The organism is Pseudomonas sp. AC239, from assembly GCF_979258545.1.
Genome location: NZ_OZ409864.1, coordinates 5,428,864 through 5,446,902, shown reverse-complemented (window position 1 = coordinate 5,446,902; position 18,039 = coordinate 5,428,864). Strand labels below are relative to the sequence as shown.

21 protein-coding genes and 1 pseudogene are annotated in these 18,039 nt (G+C 59.6%); 9 read left to right on the top strand and 13 right to left on the bottom strand.

The annotated features are described in order from the left end of the window. Positions 1–79: 79 nt before the first annotated feature. The 3 genes and pseudogenes from ACZ0AZ_RS24690 to ACZ0AZ_RS24680 all read right to left on the bottom strand — a co-directional run bounded on the left by ACZ0AZ_RS24690 (position 80) and on the right by ACZ0AZ_RS24680 (position 2,361). Complete coding sequence (locus ACZ0AZ_RS24690) at positions 80–1,183, bottom strand: DNA alkylation repair protein (RefSeq protein WP_463538362.1); 1,104 nt, start codon at positions 1,181–1,183, stop codon at positions 80–82. A 2-nt stretch (positions 1,184–1,185) separates the two neighbouring features. After that, positions 1,186–1,791, bottom strand: a complete 606-nt coding sequence (locus ACZ0AZ_RS24685) for a glutathione S-transferase (RefSeq protein ID WP_463538361.1) — start codon at positions 1,789–1,791, stop codon at positions 1,186–1,188. Between the two features lie 61 nt (positions 1,792–1,852). Next, positions 1,853–2,361: pseudogene (locus ACZ0AZ_RS24680) on the bottom strand (MurR/RpiR family transcriptional regulator). A 405-nt stretch (positions 2,362–2,766) separates the two neighbouring features. Between ACZ0AZ_RS24680 and ACZ0AZ_RS24675 the strand changes: the two are divergent. From ACZ0AZ_RS24675 to ACZ0AZ_RS24665, 3 genes are all read left to right on the top strand, one after another. Then, entirely contained in the window at positions 2,767–3,171 is a 405-nt protein-coding gene (locus tag ACZ0AZ_RS24675) for a TraR/DksA family transcriptional regulator (protein WP_016775095.1), read from the top strand. Between the two features lie 228 nt (positions 3,172–3,399). After that, positions 3,400–5,004: a methyl-accepting chemotaxis protein gene (locus ACZ0AZ_RS24670; RefSeq protein ID WP_463538360.1), complete on the top strand. Its 1,605-nt coding sequence runs from the start codon at positions 3,400–3,402 to the stop codon at positions 5,002–5,004. 109 nt (positions 5,005–5,113) lie between these two features. After that, positions 5,114–5,317: a hypothetical protein gene (locus ACZ0AZ_RS24665; protein WP_129999984.1), complete on the top strand. Its 204-nt coding sequence runs from the start codon at positions 5,114–5,116 to the stop codon at positions 5,315–5,317. A 6-nt stretch (positions 5,318–5,323) separates the two neighbouring features. Here the strand turns inward: ACZ0AZ_RS24665 and ACZ0AZ_RS24660 are convergent, their stop codons facing one another. The 3 genes from ACZ0AZ_RS24660 to ACZ0AZ_RS24650 form a co-directional block, all read right to left on the bottom strand. Continuing rightward, positions 5,324–5,563 carry a DUF2789 family protein gene (locus tag ACZ0AZ_RS24660; protein ID WP_039763130.1) on the bottom strand — a complete coding sequence of 80 codons (240 nt, stop codon included), beginning with the start codon at positions 5,561–5,563 and terminating at the stop codon, positions 5,324–5,326. 49 nt (positions 5,564–5,612) lie between these two features. After that, positions 5,613–5,885: a hypothetical protein gene (locus ACZ0AZ_RS24655; protein ID WP_039763129.1), complete on the bottom strand. Its 273-nt coding sequence runs from the start codon at positions 5,883–5,885 to the stop codon at positions 5,613–5,615. A 214-nt stretch (positions 5,886–6,099) separates the two neighbouring features. Then, positions 6,100–6,309, bottom strand: a complete 210-nt coding sequence (locus ACZ0AZ_RS24650) for a hypothetical protein (RefSeq protein WP_052269149.1) — start codon at positions 6,307–6,309, stop codon at positions 6,100–6,102. Here ACZ0AZ_RS24650 and ACZ0AZ_RS24645 point away from each other — a divergent pair. The 4 genes from ACZ0AZ_RS24645 (at position 6,304) to ACZ0AZ_RS24630 (ending at position 8,624) form a co-directional block, all read left to right on the top strand. Beyond that, positions 6,304–6,753, top strand: a complete 450-nt coding sequence (locus tag ACZ0AZ_RS24645; protein ID WP_052269148.1) for a hypothetical protein — start codon at positions 6,304–6,306, stop codon at positions 6,751–6,753. The genes ACZ0AZ_RS24650 and ACZ0AZ_RS24645 overlap by 6 nt on opposite strands. Next, positions 6,750–6,947, top strand: a complete 198-nt coding sequence (locus ACZ0AZ_RS24640; protein WP_463538359.1) for a hypothetical protein — start codon at positions 6,750–6,752, stop codon at positions 6,945–6,947. Before ACZ0AZ_RS24645 ends, ACZ0AZ_RS24640 begins: the two co-directional genes overlap by 4 nt. Before the next feature lie 127 nt (positions 6,948–7,074). Continuing rightward, positions 7,075–8,091, top strand: a complete 1,017-nt coding sequence (locus ACZ0AZ_RS24635; RefSeq protein WP_129999982.1) for an ABC transporter substrate-binding protein — start codon at positions 7,075–7,077, stop codon at positions 8,089–8,091. A 92-nt stretch (positions 8,092–8,183) separates the two neighbouring features. Beyond that, entirely contained in the window at positions 8,184–8,624 is a 441-nt protein-coding gene (locus ACZ0AZ_RS24630; RefSeq protein ID WP_039763125.1) for a DUF3995 domain-containing protein, read from the top strand. Between the two features lie 114 nt (positions 8,625–8,738). On the opposite strand, the gene ACZ0AZ_RS24625 is transcribed toward ACZ0AZ_RS24630, so the two are convergent. The 7 genes from ACZ0AZ_RS24625 to ACZ0AZ_RS24595 all read right to left on the bottom strand — a co-directional run bounded on the left by ACZ0AZ_RS24625 (position 8,739) and on the right by ACZ0AZ_RS24595 (position 15,971). After that, positions 8,739–9,101 carry a Na+/H+ antiporter subunit G gene (locus ACZ0AZ_RS24625; protein WP_039763124.1) on the bottom strand — a complete coding sequence of 121 codons (363 nt, stop codon included), beginning with the start codon at positions 9,099–9,101 and terminating at the stop codon, positions 8,739–8,741. Next, positions 9,098–9,376 (bottom strand): K+/H+ antiporter subunit F, encoded by a 279-nt coding sequence (locus ACZ0AZ_RS24620; protein ID WP_016775085.1) that lies wholly within the window; start codon positions 9,374–9,376, stop codon positions 9,098–9,100. Before ACZ0AZ_RS24620 ends, ACZ0AZ_RS24625 begins: the two co-directional genes overlap by 4 nt. Then, on the bottom strand, positions 9,373–9,861 hold the full coding sequence (locus ACZ0AZ_RS24615) for a Na+/H+ antiporter subunit E (RefSeq protein WP_463538358.1): 489 nt from the start codon (positions 9,859–9,861) through the stop codon (positions 9,373–9,375). The genes ACZ0AZ_RS24620 and ACZ0AZ_RS24615 overlap by 4 nt, the downstream gene beginning before the upstream one ends. Continuing rightward, a complete protein-coding gene (locus ACZ0AZ_RS24610; RefSeq protein ID WP_129999979.1) occupies positions 9,858–11,537 on the bottom strand; it encodes a monovalent cation/H+ antiporter subunit D in 1,680 nt (559 codons plus the stop codon). The genes ACZ0AZ_RS24615 and ACZ0AZ_RS24610 overlap by 4 nt, the downstream gene beginning before the upstream one ends. Beyond that, positions 11,534–11,878: a Na+/H+ antiporter subunit C gene (locus ACZ0AZ_RS24605; protein WP_016775082.1), complete on the bottom strand. Its 345-nt coding sequence runs from the start codon at positions 11,876–11,878 to the stop codon at positions 11,534–11,536. The genes ACZ0AZ_RS24610 and ACZ0AZ_RS24605 overlap by 4 nt, the downstream gene beginning before the upstream one ends. Further along, positions 11,878–14,796 carry a monovalent cation/H+ antiporter subunit A gene (locus ACZ0AZ_RS24600; protein ID WP_310408370.1) on the bottom strand — a complete coding sequence of 973 codons (2,919 nt, stop codon included), beginning with the start codon at positions 14,794–14,796 and terminating at the stop codon, positions 11,878–11,880. The genes ACZ0AZ_RS24605 and ACZ0AZ_RS24600 overlap by 1 nt, the downstream gene beginning before the upstream one ends. A gap of 239 nt (positions 14,797–15,035) precedes the next feature. Beyond that, positions 15,036–15,971 (bottom strand): DMT family transporter, encoded by a 936-nt coding sequence (locus tag ACZ0AZ_RS24595; RefSeq protein WP_129999977.1) that lies wholly within the window; start codon positions 15,969–15,971, stop codon positions 15,036–15,038. Positions 15,972–16,056: 85 nt separating this feature from the next. Between ACZ0AZ_RS24595 and ACZ0AZ_RS24590 the strand changes: the two genes are divergently transcribed. After that, positions 16,057–16,620 carry a helix-turn-helix domain-containing protein gene (locus ACZ0AZ_RS24590; RefSeq protein ID WP_129999976.1) on the top strand — a complete coding sequence of 188 codons (564 nt, stop codon included), beginning with the start codon at positions 16,057–16,059 and terminating at the stop codon, positions 16,618–16,620. After that, positions 16,621–18,024 (top strand): FAD/NAD(P)-binding protein, encoded by a 1,404-nt coding sequence (locus ACZ0AZ_RS24585; RefSeq protein ID WP_463538357.1) that lies wholly within the window; start codon positions 16,621–16,623, stop codon positions 18,022–18,024. Positions 18,025–18,039 lie beyond the last annotated feature (15 nt).

Here is an 18,039-nt window from a genome sequence, read left to right as displayed (position 1 = left end):
CGCCGCGCTCAATATCGATGCACGGCTGCCAGTGCACTGATCCTCTACCGGCTGTTTTGGTGAATAAATAACTCACGCCTCAAATCAAAACCTCAAACGCCGCACTCCCCAACACCTCCCCATTAACCATCACCTGCACCCCATGTCGCCCGGCAAAATGCTTGCGCGTCGTAAAATCCTTGATGACTTGATTCCGTCGCACTACCTCAGTCCCGAACCCCGCTAATCCCAGAGTCTTCAACTTGAAAACCTTCCTCGAAACCCCGCCATTCGCCTTCACATACTCAATCGCATAATCAATCACCAGCCTTTGCTCGTGCGCCACCATGGATTTCACCGTAAACGACAAAGTAATCGCTTCCCCCAACCTCACCACCGCCGGCTCGACCCGCACATCCAACAACTCAACCTCAGCCTTCGCGCCTGCGCCAATCACCGTCAACGCGCGCAAATCCCCCTGTTTGATCAAACTGCGCAACGCATGCTTCGCAATCCAGGCGGTGTGCTTGTTCTCCAGAGACCAACCTTCAATCGTGTCCAGCACCCACTCTGGATGCACCTTCGTCACGTCATTCAAATGGTTGGCCACGGACTTGCGCACGTACAAACTCTCGTCCGCCTTCAACCGATCCAATATCCCGGCGGCCAATTTCGGATTGGCTTGCATCGCTTCCAGGCGAAACGACCATGGCAGGCGAGGGCGGCTGCCTTCGCTGGCTAGTCGGCGGACGTGGTGGTTGTCGTCTCGGGTCCAGTCATGCATTCGTTCCAGCGAGCGTTCGAGGTCGCTGCGCAAAAAGTAACGGATGGCGAATTCGGAGGAGCCGAAGGTGGTGAAGTATTTCAGCGCATCCATTGAAGTGTCGAACGCGTGGGCGCCGTAGCTCGCGACGTAGTGCGGCAAAGACATGCTGACGAAGCCGCTGTTCAGCCTTGGTGCGAGTTCACGTAATACATGTAAGGAATCTTCGTAATCCAGTGGCAATACGGCATGCAGGCTTTCGCTGACACGCGCCATGCGTTGCATCACCGATAGTTCAGCGAGTCCCTCTTGGGCGTGTTTGAGAAACGCCTTGGCCTTGAACGCCGGGTACACCGCGCTCATTTCGTCAGCGATGTGCTGCAAGCGCTGGGCGTTGAAGATTTCCTTTAACGCCGGGGCGGCGGTGTCGGTGGAGCTCATGATCAGTTCATCGGTGTGCTGATGAACGCATCGGTGCCTTCTGCGTAGGCAGTGTACTCGGCGATACGCGCAAATCGTGCTGCGTCGATCTGATCGGGCACGACGAATTCGGTGAAGCTCCAGGCAATCGCCAGGCTGATGCCGGTCTGGGCGAGGGAGCCGTCGACAGGCAAGTCACTGTGTTCAAGTTCTTTTTCCAGCGCGGTAAACGCGGCGGCGAGTTGGCCCTCGACGCGTTCGACCCACGGCCGATATTGAATCTCGGCCGGGCGCAGGTTGCGTTCGTAGTAGAGCTGCACGGCTTTTTCGCAGGCGGCGAGGCTGAGGCCGATCAGACGCAGGGCGTGGGCGCGCTGTGACAATTCTTTCGGCAGCAGGCTTTTGCCGGACGCGCTTTCGAGATAATCGAGAATCAACGTCGAGTCCATCAGCACCAGACCGTCATCGAGGATCAGCGTCGGCGCCTTGACCACCGGGTTGATCTGCTGGAATCGCTCGAAATGGCGGAACACCGAGACCGACTCGTGTTCAAGGTCAATGCCCAGGCATTTGGCGGAAATCGCTACGCGGCGCACGTAAGGGGAGTCGAGCATGCCGATCAGTTTCATGACGCGTTCCTTCAAGTCGAACCGGTGGGAACGCATAACCTAGCGGAGCGAGAGGCAATTGTCAGTCGTCGAATCCGGGCTGCTCGTGAATCTCATCGATGTCCAGGCCCAGCCGAAAGGCCACCGCCACAAACAGCGCCTGACATAAACACAGCGTTGCACTCAGCGAACGAAATGCCAGAGCACTGCCTTCATTGACCAGCAATACACTGTTGGCGAGTTTCGCCAGTGGCGAGAGGGGGCTGTGCGCTGCTGATAATTTTGCACCGGCGTGGTTTTGTCCGCCCAGGCCTGGCGGGACAGCGCCTGCATCTCGCTGGAGCCGCTGAACCCGAAGCGTTGCGAGAAACGCACAATGGCTGACGGAGGCACTTCGCACTCGCGGGCGATGTCGCTGATGCGGTCGACCATGATCCGCTCGCTCTGCTGGCTGATGTAACTGGCGACGCGTTTGAGCTGGCGCGGCAGGGCGTCGTATTCTTCGCTGATCGTCTGCAACAGGCGCTCGGCAGTGATCGGGGGGCTGACGAGGGAAAGCTCGTCGGCGGCCGACAGATCGAGGCGGGGCATAGATCCGTCCTTCAGGCAGGTTGATCGCGCGGTGGGCCTGATAATAGAAGGGCTGTGCGGGAGCTGCCGGGGTGAAACGATGCACCTTGCGATAAAAAGTTTTCGCGGTGCGTCGGGGTGTGGTTAGCCGTTTGTCTTCTATATACAGCCGCTGGACTGAATTTCTTGCTATAAACGCACTCCGATGGCCGTGTGAAGCCTGTGTCAGAGCAGTTTCCAGGTCCTGTCGGACAAATTCCCTGTATTTACAGTTGCTGAGGTCTTGATCGGGCCTTAGACTGCCGCCCCTCGTAAATTGAGTGCCGGGTGGCGTTTGCAATAAAACGATGCCTTTTCGACGGCCGACACGGTTCGCCGAAACGCTCCCTTATTCGCCTTAATGCACGTTTTTTTATAGAGATATCAATGACAAAGGACAAGTTGCTGGCCATGCCGGCAGATGACTACATGAATGCAGAGCAACATGCTTTCTTCACTGAGCTGTTGCAGAACATGAAAGTCGAAACCCACGAGCGAATTGAGCAAAATCGTATCGCCATCGAAAGCCTGGACACTCCGGCTGACCCGGCGGACGCGGCTTCGGTTGAAGAAGAGCGCACCTGGCTGGTCAACGCGATCGATCGCGACCAGCGCATGCTGCCGCAACTGGAACAAGCCCTTGAGCGCATCAAGGATGACAGCTTTGGCTGGTGCGACGACAGCGGTGAGGCCATCGGCCTGAAGCGCCTGCTGATCAGCCCGACTACCAAGTACTGCATCGAAGCTCAAGAGCGTCACGAGCAGATCGACAAGCACCAGCGTCAGGCCTGATTCTGTGGGGTGACCCTGTCAACAGGGCACCTTGAAGAGATCGCAGCCTTCGGCAGCTCCTATTCGGGCGTCGTCGAAGGCTGCGATCTTTGTTTTTGCTCGTCTGCGATATTTCCCCGTCGTTCCATTGACCTGCCACAGACCCCACGACTAACGGACCATGGATAATGGCGTTGTAGTGGCGTTTAATGCAGTCACAACAATGAGAACAAACGTGGGGTGATCAAGATGACGAGAGATGGATCTCTGGTTGCGGCGCTGCCTGCACCAGTGCTTTTGCCGAAAAACCGCTGGATCGCGCCGACCCTGCAAAGCATCGCCCTGATGCTCTTGCTCGCCGGCATGGCTATGGCTGAGTGGTCGCTGTACATCGGCATGCCGCTGGCGGTGTTGATTGTCTGGCTGCCGCGCCTGCGCTCGCGCAGTGCTCCTGCTGCTGCCCCGGTCGATAGTGCGAGCGCATTGTCCGCACTGACCCGCGATCTTTCCTATACCACCAGTCACAACGCACTCTCTGCGGCCAGTGTCGCGTTCTCGGTAAAAGCCCTTGCAAGCAAACTTGAATCGCAACTCGACGCGGCGGCGCAGATCGTCAGCAACGCCGAGGTGATGATCGCTACTGAACAGGCGACTTCACAGCTCAGTCGCGACGCACTGGATGCCGCCAGCCAAGCGCATCACAGCAGCGCGGCGGGGCGCAGCGAACTGCTCGACTCTATTGCGCGCATGCAGCAACTCAGTCAACGCGCCAACGCCAGTCGCGAATTGATCGAGGCCTTGAGTGTGCGCAGCGACGACATTCAGCGGGTGACGCTGGTGATTCAGTCGATTGCCAGCCAGACCAATCTGTTGGCGTTGAACGCTGCGATTGAAGCAGCCCGGGCCGGTGAGCATGGTCGCGGTTTCGCAGTGGTCGCCGACGAGGTGCGCGGACTGGCCGCGCGTACGGCGGCGGCCACGGGTGAGGTCGGTGGGATGGTCGCTGACATTCAGCAACGTACCGCGCAAGTGGTGGCGCAGATTCGTGAGTTGTCGAGCGATCTGCACACCGGCGTCGAACAGGTCGAACACACCGGCCAGCAGCTGGAGAACATCGCGCGACTCGCGGCCGGGGTGGAAACTCAGGTCAGTGAAATCGCCCGTGGCGCGCAAACCAATCGAGAGCAGCTCGACGCATTGTTCAATGCTATCGAGCAAATGCGTAGCGACCTGGCGATCAGCGATCAGCAGACCCGTCGCCTCGCCGACGCAGCGGTGCAGATGGAAGGGCAGGCGGAAACCATCAGCGAGCGCCTGGCCGAAGTGGGTCTGGATGACTATCACCAGCGAATCTATGACCTGGCCCGCGAAGGTGCGAGTCAGATCGCGGCGCGCTTCGAGGCGGATGTCGAGCAGGGGCGGATCAGCCTGGATGATTTGTTTGATCGCAGCTACGAACCGATTCCGGGCACCGAACCCGCCAAATTTCAGACCCGGTTTGATCGATACACCGATCAGGTCTTGCCGGCGATTCAAGAGCCTCTGCTAGCTCGTCATGAAGGTTTGGTGTTTGCGATCGCCTGCACGCAGCAGGGCTATGTACCGACGCATAACCAGGCATTCAGCCAGCCATTGACCGGCGATGTGCAGGTCGACACGGTGAACAACCGCACCAAACGCAAATTCACTGATCGCACCGGTATCCGCTGCGGCAGCCATCAGCAACCGGTGCTGTTGCAGACTTACACGCGTGACACCGGTGAGCTGATGCATGACTTATCGGTGCCAATCTTGATCAACGGCCGACACTGGGGCGGTTTGCGTCTGGGTTACAAACCAGAGAATCCGCGCTGAGATTGTTACCGTTGACGCAATGAATCTGTGCACGGCAATTGCTGTTTCCTCTGGAGAGAAAGCTTTAACCTGGCGACTTAGTTAGGCAGCTAATTATTTCGGAGGGCACATGCAGTGCAGGGTAGACGTGGCAGTAATGATCGGCAGCGGCGTTCCGGAAGGATTACGCGCGATGGGGCGCAGTGTGTGCTGGGTGGTTTTGCTCAATGGTGAGCGACGCGGCACGGCTTTCGCCAGTCGCGATGAGGCGGAGGAGTGCAAGGCTGCCTGGCTCGAACAATTGAACATCGAGCCCGGCCATAGCCTGCACTGAACGCCCTTACTTACCGCGATGCAAACGTACGTTCAGCTCATCGACAATCGGCGCTTCTTCCCCGTCAGCACGCAGCCACTCTTTGAGTAATTGCGCCTGTTGGGGCGTCCAGAAATCGGCATCGATCAGTTTGGTCTCAGAGTCCAGCGGATGGGCTTCGACAAAGTCATTGATCGACGCTTCATCGGACGGCAGGCCCAACTGGTCGAAAAGGGTGGTCAGGTTGAGCTCGGTTGGCAGTTCCATATCTACTCCTGGGTCGGTGCCGTTGCGGCTTGTTCGTTCACTTCCCTTATCAGAGGCAGCCGGAGGCGCGGAGTTCGATTTTTGATTCAAGCGAGCGGGCGAGAGCGCATGCTTCGTTATGATTGCCGCGGAAACCTCTGACACGCCCGGTGGATATCTCCTTGATGTGAAAGAAGGCGATGCCCGCTGGCACTACCTGAAAGTGCGGGATCTGGTGATTGTTAGAAGATGTCGGAAGATTGCTGACGTTGGCAACCTGCACCGTCGCAGGTGTGCTGATGTGTGCCTCGGCCGACGTGGCGAAATGAGTCAAATTGCACATATGAAGTCCTTTTCATCAGTCGGCCGGGATTTAACGGCCGTTGCGGGTAGTCGTAATGAGCATCGCTGCTCTAGAATCGCCAGTACCTGCTGACGACTGGGCTTATCTAAAGCAATTTTTCGCCAGCGATATGTCGGAAAAGTGCTTTTTTTCGTGAGAAATTTCCCTAAAGTTTGTAGTCAGATTTGCTCCAGTCGCACTTGAAGCTTTTCCTTCAAGGTTTGGCGATTTCGGAGCGGGTTTCATTAATGACAATCCAGTAGGCTACGAACCTCGCGATTAAAGAGCGCTTCGCTCGCTTCGGGTTTTTGAGTGTTTTTGCAGTTTTCATCGGCCTGGCCGTGTCTTTGCCGTGGGCGTTTTGCGCTGCGCGGTTTTCAAATGTGGGGATGTATCTTTGGCAGTCAGTAACCTCGATATGCATGCTTTGTTCGTGCTCGGTGATTTGCGTGCAAAGCTGGTCAAGCAATTCCAATCACGTTTTGTTTACATCACCGAGCAAAACGCCGAAGGCATTTACATCGCCGAAATCGACACCGAAAGTGCATTAGTGGTCGATGACAAACCTGGGCTCAAACTCAAGGTTGGCGACCATTTCATTGCATCGGTTCTGCCCAGCCGCGAAGGCGGCAAGATGGACATCCGTTTTCGCGACATCAAACTGACGGTCTACGGCCTGGGCGACTACGCGTTCGTCAGCACCGCCGACGGTCACGCGATCCTGTTCAAGGAAGGCCATAGCGTCGTCACTGTATTTGCTGCTAATGAGCAGTTGCAGGAAGGCCTGACCAAAACTCTGAAAGCCGTCACCGCCAAAGCCGCGAAATGGCGCAAGGGCGAATTGGTGACCTTCAAGGCCAGCGAGTGAGCCGCGCAGATTTCCATTCGCAAAACCTCGAGAGCGCACGCGAAGAAGCGCAGCGATTGTTCGCCCGCAAGCACGAACTGCAAGGTGTCTGGCTGAGTTGGGTGGCGTCGCAGATCTATGCATTGCAACCGGCGGCCTACGCCAGCATGGTCAGACGTGAGCTGCAAAGCCTGCAGGAAAAGTCTGAAACGTAACCTCGTGCGCAGCAGACGCCGGAAAAAGCAGGAACCTCGGCTAAAGTCAGTTGACTGAGTTATTCAGAGGCTTGCGCTCCCGTCAGGCCAGACTTGCCATAGCTGTGAACAGCACGAGGTGCAATGCATGAACGGATTTCGACGGTTACTGGCCGCCAGCGTGGCCACCTTTGGTTTGCTGACGTCAGCGCAATCGCTGCAAGCGGCACAGGCGCCGATCCATTTTGCCGACCTGAACTGGGAAAGCGGCAGTCTGATCACCGAGGTGCTGCGGGTGATCGTCGAGAAAGGCTATGGCCTGCCGACCGACACGCTGCCGGGCACTACCATCACCCTGGAAACCGCACTGGCCAATAACGACATTCAGGTGATTGGCGAGGAGTGGGCCGGTCGCAGTCCGGTCTGGGTCAAGGCAGAGGCAGAAGGCAAGGTTGTCGGTCTGGGCGATACGGTGAAGGGCGCCACTGAAGGCTGGTGGGTGCCGGAATACGTGATCAAGGGCGACCCGGCCAAAGGCATCAAGCCGCTGGCGCCGGATCTGCGCAGTGTCACTGACCTGAAGAAATACAAGGACGTGTTCAAGGACCCGGAGAGCCCGGGCAAAGGGCGTTTCCTCAATAGCCCGATCGGCTGGACGTCGGAAGTGGTCAACAAGCAAAAGCTCACGGCGTATGGCTTGCAGGACGACTACACCAACTTCCGCAGCGGTTCCGGCGCTGCGCTGGATGCCGAGATCAGCTCTTCGATTCGTCGCGGCAAACCAGTGCTGTTCTACTACTGGTCGCCGACGCCGCTGCTTGGCAAATTCAAACTGGTGCAGCTGGAAGAGCCGCCATTCGATGCCGAGGCGTGGAAGACGCTGACAGACGCCGATAATCCCAATCCAAAACCGACCCGCTCGCTGGCATCGAAGCTGTCAATCGGCGTATCCACACCGTTTCAAAAGCAGAATCCGCAAATTGCCGAGTTTTTCAGCAAAGTCGACTTTCCGATCGAGCCCCTGAACAAGGCACTGGCGGATATGAGTGACAAGCACACTGCGCCTCGAGAAGCGGCGGTGGCGTTCATGAAGGCGCATCCGGATGTCTGGCAAGCGTGGTTGCCCAAGGATGTGGCTGACAAGGTGGCGGCTGATCTGAAATAACGCGCTCAAGGCACCGTACCGCCGACCGGTCGTGCATAGGCAGAAAATCCGACTACGATGGTTTGTTCAAATCCCTTTGAAGGATTTCAACCATGACCTTTGTGTTGGCCCAATGGCTGGTGACGGTGTTCGCGGCAATCGGCCTGATGCACGTGTATTGGGCGTTGGGTGGGCAATGGGCGGCTGCGGCGGTGGTGCCGCAAGTGCCGGTGTCTGGCTTCGTCGCCACAGTGCGCCCGGCGTTCAAGCCCTCAGGCTGGCTGACGTTGTTGGTCGCGGTTGCGCTGCTGGTGATCGCGGTGCTGGTTTGCATGCGGGTCGGCTGGGGCATGCCGGCGGTTCAGCACAAGACGCTGCAATGGGTGATCAGCGCCATTGCGTTATTGATGTTTGCCCGAGCGATCGGTGATTCGCATCTGGTCGGCTTTTTCAAGGAAGTGAAGGATTCGCGATTTGCGCGGCTGGATACTTGGGTGTATTCGCCGTTGTGTGCGCTGTTGGGGGCGGGGTTGTTGGCAGTAGCGTGGGTTTGAGCCGATCCGGAATTGGCGATGCCCCGACTGGCCTCTTCGCGAGCAGGCTCGCTCCCACAATGGAGGGCGCGTTCCTACTGTAGCGATGGCGCCATCACAGGCGCCGAAAAATCATCAGTTACCACTTTCAGTCTGACGACTGCTCACCTCAGCCGGCACATCATCCCCAGCCATCCGCTTGCGAAACAACGCCGCCCGCGCCAGCAGCAGGGTGGTTACCGGTACGGTGATCGCCAACAAAACCGGAATCAGCCAGGCATGCACCACCGGCCCGGACTTCAGTGCTGAAAAGCAGATGATCGATGCCAGCGCCACGCACCAGGCCCCGATCGTCGAGGCCAGCGCCGGCGGATGCATGCGCTGGAAGTAGTCCTTCATGCGCAGCAATCCGGTTGCGCCCAGCAGCGTAAATACACCGCTGAGCACCAGCAGGGCCGCCACTGGAATCTCGACCCATAAAGACAATTCGGCATTCATTCGATCACCTCGCCACGCAGCAGGAATTTCGCCAGCGCAAACGAGCCGACGAAACCGAACAGCGCGATCAGCAGCGCCGCTTCGAAGTAGGTATCACTGGCATAACGAATACCCAGGGTCAGCATCATCAACATGGCGACTATGTACAGGTAATCCAGCGCCAGTACCCGATCCTGAGCAGAAGGGCCTTTGAACAGGCGCACCAGGGTCAGTGCCATTGCTACGCAGTACAGAAACAGCGTCAACAGAATCGCATTCGACAGCAATGGGCTCATTCGAAAATCTCCATCAACGGTCGCTCGTAAGTGCTTTTGAAGTGCTCGATGAACCGCGCTTCGTCGTGCAGATCCCAGACGTGCAGTAACAAGACACTGCGGTCCAGCGCCAGCTCCGACCATACGGTGCCGGGCACCACAGTGCAGATCATCGCCAATGCAGCCAAACCATGAGCATCGCGCAAATCGAGCGGCACCTTGATAAAGCATGAGTTGGGTGGACGACGCCCGGCGTTGAGTACGCCCCAGGCGACGATGAGGTTGGACATGATCACGTCACGGCCCACCAGGAAGAACAGACGCACAATGGCCATAGGGTTGCGGATGCGCGCTCGTTTTGGTCGCAGCTTGCGCATCATCAGCGGCGCGGCGAAACCCAGCGCGGCGCCGAGCAACAGATTGCCCGGGCTGACCGACAGGTTGAGTGTCAGCCACAGAATCCACAGGGCTATCGATAACCACGGAGCCGGAAACAGTCGCTTCATGGCTGCACCTCAAGCATGTCGGCTCTCGCCTGAGGGCTCGGCACGGCGCGAGTGCCAAGCACGGCCAGCACATATTGCTGCGGATTGTTCAGCGCGTCGGCCGTAGCCTGGGTGTAGCGCAGCAGCGGTTCAGCCTTGAATGTCAGGGCGATGCTCAGGCCGAGCAGCAGGAAAATTGGCGCGCATTCGAGTTTGCGCAGCAATGGCGAGGGGCGCTCCTCCGGCGTCCAGAAGCGCTGAATGCCCAGGCGCGAGAAGGCCATCAGCGAGGCCAGACCGGTCAGGATCAACAGCGCCAGCAATCCCCAGGCGCCGGGAGACAGTGGCGCCTCGGTGCCAAGTCCCAGGGGGTTGAGCAAAGCGCCGATCAGGCTGAGCTTGCCGATGAACCCGGACAGCGGTGGCATGCCGATGATCAACAGCGCGCAGGCAATGAAGCTCAAACCGAGAAACGCCATGGTCCACGGAATGACCTGGCCGACCACGGCTTTTTGTTCGTCGTCGAGGTTGATGCCCTTGGGTGGCTGCAGCGATTCCTGCGGACGCGGCAAGAGTTCGCTTTCGTCTTCCAGCGGGATTTCGTTGGCCGAACGCGAGCGCTCGATCAGTTCGGCGAGCATGAACAATGCGCTCAGCGCCAGCGTCGAGCTGACCAGATAGAACAATGCAGCGCCGATCAGGTTCGGCTGGGCGAAGCCGATCGCCGAGAGCAGGATGCCGGCCGACACCAGAATGCTCAGGCTGGCCATGCGCTCCAGGCGCTGCGCGGCGAGAATCGCCAGCCCTGCGCAAGCCATGGTCGCCATGCCGCCGTAGATCAGCCAGTCGCCGCCAAAAAATGCCGAAGCGCCGGCCTGGCCGGAAAACAGCAGGGTCCACAGGCGCAGCAGGGTGTAGACGCCGACCTTGGTCATGATCGCGAACATCGCCGCCACCGGCGCGCTGGCCGAGGAATAGGCCGGCACCAGCCAGAAATTCAGCGGCCACATGCCAGCCTTCGCCAGAAACGCTACCGCGAGAATCCCCGCGCCAGCATGCAGCAGGCCACGATCAGCTTCCGGCACCAGCGGAATCTTCATCGCCAGGTCGGCCATGTTCAGCGTACCGGTCACCCCGTATATCAACGCCGCGCCTATGAGAAACAACGACGAGGCCAGCAGATTGATCGAGATGTAATGCAATCCCGACGACACCCGCGCGCGGCCGGATCCATGCAGCAACAGGCCGTAGGAGGCGGCCAGCAAAACTTCGAAAAACACGAACAGGTTGAACAGGTCCGCCGTCAGGAAGGCGCCATACAGGCCCATCAGTTGAATCTGGAACAGGGCGTGGAAGCTCGAGCCGGCGCCGTCCCAGCGGGCCATGGCAAACAGCAACGCGCTGACGCCGATGACGCCGGTCAGTACCAGCATCAGCGCCGACAGGCGATCGACCACCAGGACGATGCCAAACGGTGCCTGCCAGTTGCCTGGCAGATAAACGCCAATGGAACCGGGCACGCCAGTGGTCTGGGTCCATTGCAGCAACATCACTGAAATGAACAGGCCGAGCAGACTGGAGAACAGGTTGATTTTCGCCTTCAGTGGCCGGTGCTTCTCGCCCAGCATCAGCATGATCGCGGCGGTCAGTAGCGGCAGCAGAATGGGTGCGGCGATCAGGTGAGTCATCGCCATCATTCTTTAGGCTCCCGGCCGTCGACGTGGTCGGTGCCGGTCAAGCCGCGCGAGGCGAGCAATACGACGAGAAACAGCGCGGTCATGGCGAAGCTGATGACGATCGCCGTCAGCACCAGCGCCTGGGGCAGCGGGTCGGTGTAGTGCAGCAGATCCTGGGTCACGCCGTCCTTGATCACTGGCTCTTTGCCGATGAACAGGCTGCCCATGCTGAAAATGAACAAATTGACCGCGTACGACAACAGGCACAGGCCCATGACCACCTGAAAAGTACGCGGGCGCAAGATCAGCCAGACCCCTGACGCGGCGAGAATGCCGATGGCGATTGCGATGACTTCTTCCATCAGACGGCTCCTTTGCTGGCGACGGACTTGGGCAGCGATGCTGTCTTGTGGCCGCGCACCGATTGGTGGGCGAGGGCGGTAAGGATCAGCAGCGTCGACCCGACCACCACGGCGTACACGCCGATGTCGAAGAACAGCGCACTGGCGATATGGATATCGCCAAGCAATGGCACGCTGATGTGCCAGGTGTGGGTGGTCAGGAACGGATAGCCAGCCAGCATCGCACCGAGACCGGTGGCGGTGGCGAACAGCAGGCCGGTACCCATCCAGCGCAATGGCCGCAGGCTCATTTGCGCCTCGACCCACTGCGTGCCGGCAACCATATATTGCAGAATGAACGCGACCGACATCACCAGCCCGGCGACAAAACCGCCGCCCGGCTGATTGTGCCCGCGCATGAACAAATAGAACGACACCACCAGCGCGACAGGCAGCAGCAGGCGCACCAGCACCGCCGGCACCATCATGAAACCGAGCGCGGTGTCGCTGGCTGAACGTGGGTTGACCAGATCGGTGACCACGTCGGGCGCGAGCAGGCGTTGCTGGGCTGGCAATTGCAGGCTTTCCTTCGGCGGACGGAAGCGGCGCAGCAGGGCGAACACGGTGAGCGCCACGGCGACCAGTACGGTGATTTCGCCAAGGGTGTCGAAGCCACGGAAGTCCACCAGCATCACGTTGACCACGTTGCTGCCACCGCCTTCGGGCAGGGCGCGGCTGAGGTAGAACGAGGAAATGTGGTTAGGCGTCTGCCGGGTGAGCATGGCGTAGGACAGCAGCGCCATGCCCGCACCGACCGCAATCGATAGGAGCAAGTCGCGCAGACGACGAATACGCGCCTTGCGCAGGCTGCTCGGCAGCGGCGAGACTTCCTCGATGCGGCGCGGCAACCAGCGCAGGCCGAGCAGGATCAACACCGTGGTTACCACTTCTACCGCCAATTGCGTCAGTGCCAGGTCCGGCGCGGAGAACCAGACGAAGGTCACGCAGGTCATCAGGCCGCAGACACTGACCATGGTCAGGGCAGCGAGACGGTGATACTTCGCCTGCCATGCGGCGCCAAGCGCGCAGGCAATCGCCAGCAGCCACAGCGTGACGAAGACAATCGAACCGGGGATTTTCGGCCGGTCACCCCAGCTCAGGCTGCTGTGCAGCATCGGGATCAGACCGGCGAGCACGGCGGCCGACACCATCAGAAACAGCTGCATCTGCAAGCGCTTGGTGCCCAGGCGCCGCTCGACGCGCCGGGCGATGCGCATCATCACTACCAGACTGCGCTCGAACAGCCGCTTGCCATTGAAGCGGCCCACCAGCGGCGGGTACTTGAAGCGGCCGCGCTTGAACTGCTTGCGCAGCAGCAGATACAGGACGATGCCACCGGACATGGCGATCAGGCTCATGATCATCGGCGCGTTCAGGCCGTGCCAGATGGCGAGGCTGTATTCCGGCAACTCACCGCCGACAACCGGCAGCGCCGCGGCGGCAAGCAATGGCCCGACGATCTGCGCCGGGAAAATCCCCACCAGAAGGCAGGTGAAGACCAGCAACTCGACCGGCGCACGCATCCAGCGGGGCGGCTCGTGCGGCGTATGCGGCAGATCAGTGGCGGTGGGGCCGAAGAAAACATCGACGGTGAAACGCAGAGAGTAAGCAACGCTGAACATGCCGGCGATGGTCGCGACGATCGGCAGACTGGTTTCGACCCACGCGGTGGCGTTGATGAACACGGTTTCGGCGAAGAACATTTCTTTCGACAGGAAGCCGTTGAGCAGCGGCACGCCGGCCATCGAGGCACTTGCGACCATGGCCAGCGTCGCCGTATAGGGAATCAGTTTGATCAGTCCGCTGAGCTTGCGAATGTCACGGGTGCCGCTTTCGTGGTCAATGATGCCGGCGGCCATGAACAGCGAGGCTTTGAACGTCGCGTGATTGAGGATGTGAAACACCGCCGCTACCGCCGCCAGTGAACTGTTCAGGCCCAGGAGCAAAGTGATCAGACCCAGATGGCTGATGGTCGAGTAGGCCAGCAAACCTTTGAGATCGTTCTGGAACATGGCGCAGTACGCGCCGAGCAACAGCGTACAGGCGCCCGCTCCGCTGACGATGTAGAACCATTCCTCACTGCCGGACAGCGACGGCCACAGACGTGCCAAAAGGAAAACCCCGGCCTTGACCATGGTTGCCGAGTGCAGATAGGCCGAGACGGGCGTCGGCGCCGCCATTGCGTGGGGCAGCCAGAAGTGAAACGGGAATTGCGCGCTTTTGCTCAGCGCGCCAATCAGGATGAGGGGCAGAAGAACAGGGTAGAGGGCATGTGCGCGAATCAGATCGCCGGCGGCCAGGACCTTGTCGAGGTCGTAGCTGCCGACGACATGGCCGAGAATCATGACCCCCGCCAACAGGCATAAGCCGCCAGCCCCGGTGACCATCAACGCCATATAAGCACCGCGCCGCGCATCGGCGCGGTGGTGCCAGTAGCCGATCAGCAGGAACGAGAAGAGGCTGGTCAGCTCCCAGAAAAACACGATCTGAATCAGGTTGCCAGAGATCACCAGACCGAGCATGGCGCCCATGAACGCCAGAAAAAACGCGAAAAAGCGCGGCACCGGATCGTCCGGCGACATGTAATAACGCGCATATAAAGAGACGAGTGTGCCGATGCCCAGCACCAGCATCGAGAACAGCCAGGCGAAGCCGTCCATGCGCAAAACGAAGTTCAGCCCGAGGCTGGGCAACCACATGAATTCTTCGCGGATCACGCCACCGTGGGCGATTTGCGGGTACAGCATCGCGACCTGGACGGTGCCGATCAAAGCGACCAGCCCCGCCAGCAGGGATTCGGCATTACGCGCATTGTGCGGCAGCACCGCTGCCAGACAGCTGCCAATGAATGGCAGAAGCAGTAGAACTATCAGGGACATAGGCTTCTAATCTGCGGAAGTTTGTGAAGCATCATACGTGCCAGCTCCCTGATCACCAAACGCGAGGATGTCTCAGAATCCTACAAAGTAGTCTCAAATTTTGTGTTTAGCGTTGTTTCAAGGACAACAATGTTGTGGCTCTTTCGCGAGCAGGCTCGCTCCCACATTGGACTGTATTTCAAAATGTGGGAGCGAGCCTGCTCGCGAAAGCGTTTGCATTACCACTGAAAAAACGCGGATCACGCCTGCGTTTCGCGTTCCAACTCACCTTCTGCCTCGGCAGCCTTCCCCTTGGTCTTCAACTCACTGACAATCACCGCCGCAACGATCAACCCCGCGCCCACCAGTGCAATCGCCGGCAAACGCTCCCCGGCAATCCGACCAACGATTCCGGCCCATACCGGCTCACCGGCATAGATCAACGTCGCCCGAGTCGGCGAAACGCTCTTCTGCGCCCAGTTCATCGCCACCTGGATCGCCGCACTCGCCGCGCCCAGGCCCAAAGCCGTTGCCAGCAATAACCAGGAAAACTCCGGAATCACTTCACCGGTCGGCACCACCAGCAGGAACGACAACACCGACGTCACCGCCAGTTGCACCACCGTCACTCGCCGCACATCGACCTGTCCGGCGAACGTGCTGATCAGGATGATTTCGGCTGCAATCGCAACGGCGCTGATCAATGTCGCAATTTCTCCCGGGCTGAAATTCAACGCCGCCCCCGAGGGACCCGACAACAGCATCAATCCGGTAAACGCCAGCATGATCCCGATGCTCGGCATCAACCCCGGGCGTCGTCCCAATACCAGCCATTGCAGCAGAGGTACAAACGGTACGTACAGCGCGGTAATGAACGCCGATTGGCTACTCGGAATGCTTTGCAGCCCGACCGTCTGCAAGCCGTAACCGAGCATGATCGCCACACCGATGAATGACCCTGCCTTCACTTCGAACAGGGTTAACTCTCGCAGGTGGCGCCAAGAGAACATCGCAACAATCGCCGCTGCTGCGGCAAAGCGCAGGCCGACGAAAAACATCGGCCCGCTGACCGTCATCGCGTGTTGCACCAGCAGGAACGTGCCGCCCCAGATCATGGTGATCAGCACCAGGACGCACTCGGCTTTGCTGAAGCGGGAGAAGCGGATTCGGGAAGGGGAATTGTTCAGCGACATCATGTCCTTGCGCACTGTAAAAGAGAGGCCGCACAATGCCGCCAACGTTGCGCAGTATACTGCCCAATACCACCGAGTGAGCAATATAGTGCACAAAGATTCAACTCAGCGAGCCTCCGTCCTGCAACACGTCAGCCAGAATGTCCGACGTCTGCGCCATGCGGCGGACATGAGCCAGACTGCGCTGGCGGAAAAGTCCGGGGTCAGCCGACGGATGCTGGTGGCGATCGAAGCCGGCGAGAAGAATGTCAGCCTGACCACGCTTGACCGCGTCGCCGAGGCCCTCGACGTGGCCTTCAGCGATCTGATTCAAGCCCACGATGCGCGCGACCCGAGCCGGATCAACGAGGTTGCCTGGGTGGGCACGATCCCGGGCAGCAGAGCCGTGCTTCTGTCCAAAGCGTCTGCGACCCGCGCAGTCGAGCAATGGGAATGGTGCCTGCAACCGGGTGAGGTCTATCCGTCGCAACCGGACGCCGACGGCTGGAGCGAGCAGATTTACGTGTTTGAGGGATGCTTGACGCTGATGCTCGGCGATCAGCCGCAGCACATCCATAAAGGAGAGTTTTTCATGTTCGCCAGCAATCAACCGCATTCCTACCGCAACGACGGCAATGTGGCTGCGCGGTTCGTGCGTAATGTGGTGATTTGAATGGAGCACTCTGCGGACATCCTGATCATCGGTGGCGGCCTCAGCGGCACGATGCTGGCGGTGCAATTGTTACGTCTGCCTGGGCAGCGGAGCATTGTTGTCATCGAGCCGCGTGCTGAACTGGGACGGGGCGAGGCTTACAGCGCCGTCGAGCTGGGCCACACGCTGAACGGCAACGCGGCACGCATGAGCGTCGACCCGGATAATCCTGATGATCTGACGCAGTGGCTGACCGCGCATATTGCCGGCGGCGGCTGGCCGGAGTCGGCTGAGCAGGCTGTGCCGGTCAGTGAACTGTTCCCGCCTCGCGGTTTATTCGGCGTCTATGTGCAACAGCGTCTTGCCGAGGCTCGGGCGGTGGGCGTGCGGCAAGGTTCGACCGTTGAACATGTCTGTGCTGAGGTCGTCGACCTGCAAATCGATTCCGGTTCAGTGCGACTCACCTTGAGCGATGGCCGGATTTTGCGTGGATCGCAGGCAGTGCTCGCCACCGGCATGTTTCCTGCGGCCCGCACGCCCCAGACGCAATCCAGTGGCCTCAACGCCTCCGCGCTCGATCCTTGGGATGTGGCTGCGATGCGCGAACTCGACCCGCGATCCACCGTGCTGATCATCGGCTCTGGGCTGACGATGGTCGATGCCGTGGTGTCGCTGGAACAGGCCGGACATCGCGGGCCGATCGAGGTGTTTTCCCGGCACGGGTTGCTGCCGCATGTGCGCCGTCAGCCACCGGTCTGGGAGGATTTTCTGGCAGCAGATCACAGCATCCGCACGCCACGCCAGTTGGTGCGCGAATTGCGGCGCCATTGCCGCGACGCTACAGCTCAAGGCATTGATTGGCAGGCACCACTCGATACCGTTCGCGCGCATATCGCGCGGTTGTGGAGTCAGGCGACTGACGTGCAGCGTCGACAATTCGTACGGCATGTGCGGCCATGGTGGGAAAGTCATCACCATCGTTCGCCACCGCTCAGCGCCGAGTTGATCGAGCGGTTGCACAAGGAAGGGCGCTTGCGCGTGCACGCTGCGTCGTTCAAGGGGCTTGAGCCGCGCGCTGACGATGCCGTGGCCATTAGCATCCGTCCGCGGGGTGAGACTGAAACAGGCGTGGTCAGCGGTGCGGCGCTGATCAATTCCAGCGGCATTGAATACGACTGGCGGCGTGTTGCTCGGCCGTTGCCGCAGCAATTGCTGGCGCGGGGACTGGTGCAACCGGGGCCGCTGGCGCTGGGGATCACAGCAAAGGACGGCGCAGTGGTGGATGCCGAAGGGCAGGTGAGCGCTCGGTTGTTCGCCATGGGCCCGCCGTTGCGCGGGATGTGGTGGGAGAGTACGGCAGTGACGGACGTCGCTGCGCAGGCCAAAGCGTTGGCTCGGCGGTTGGTGGATAGCCCGAAAGATTGATGTGTTCTTTCGGGC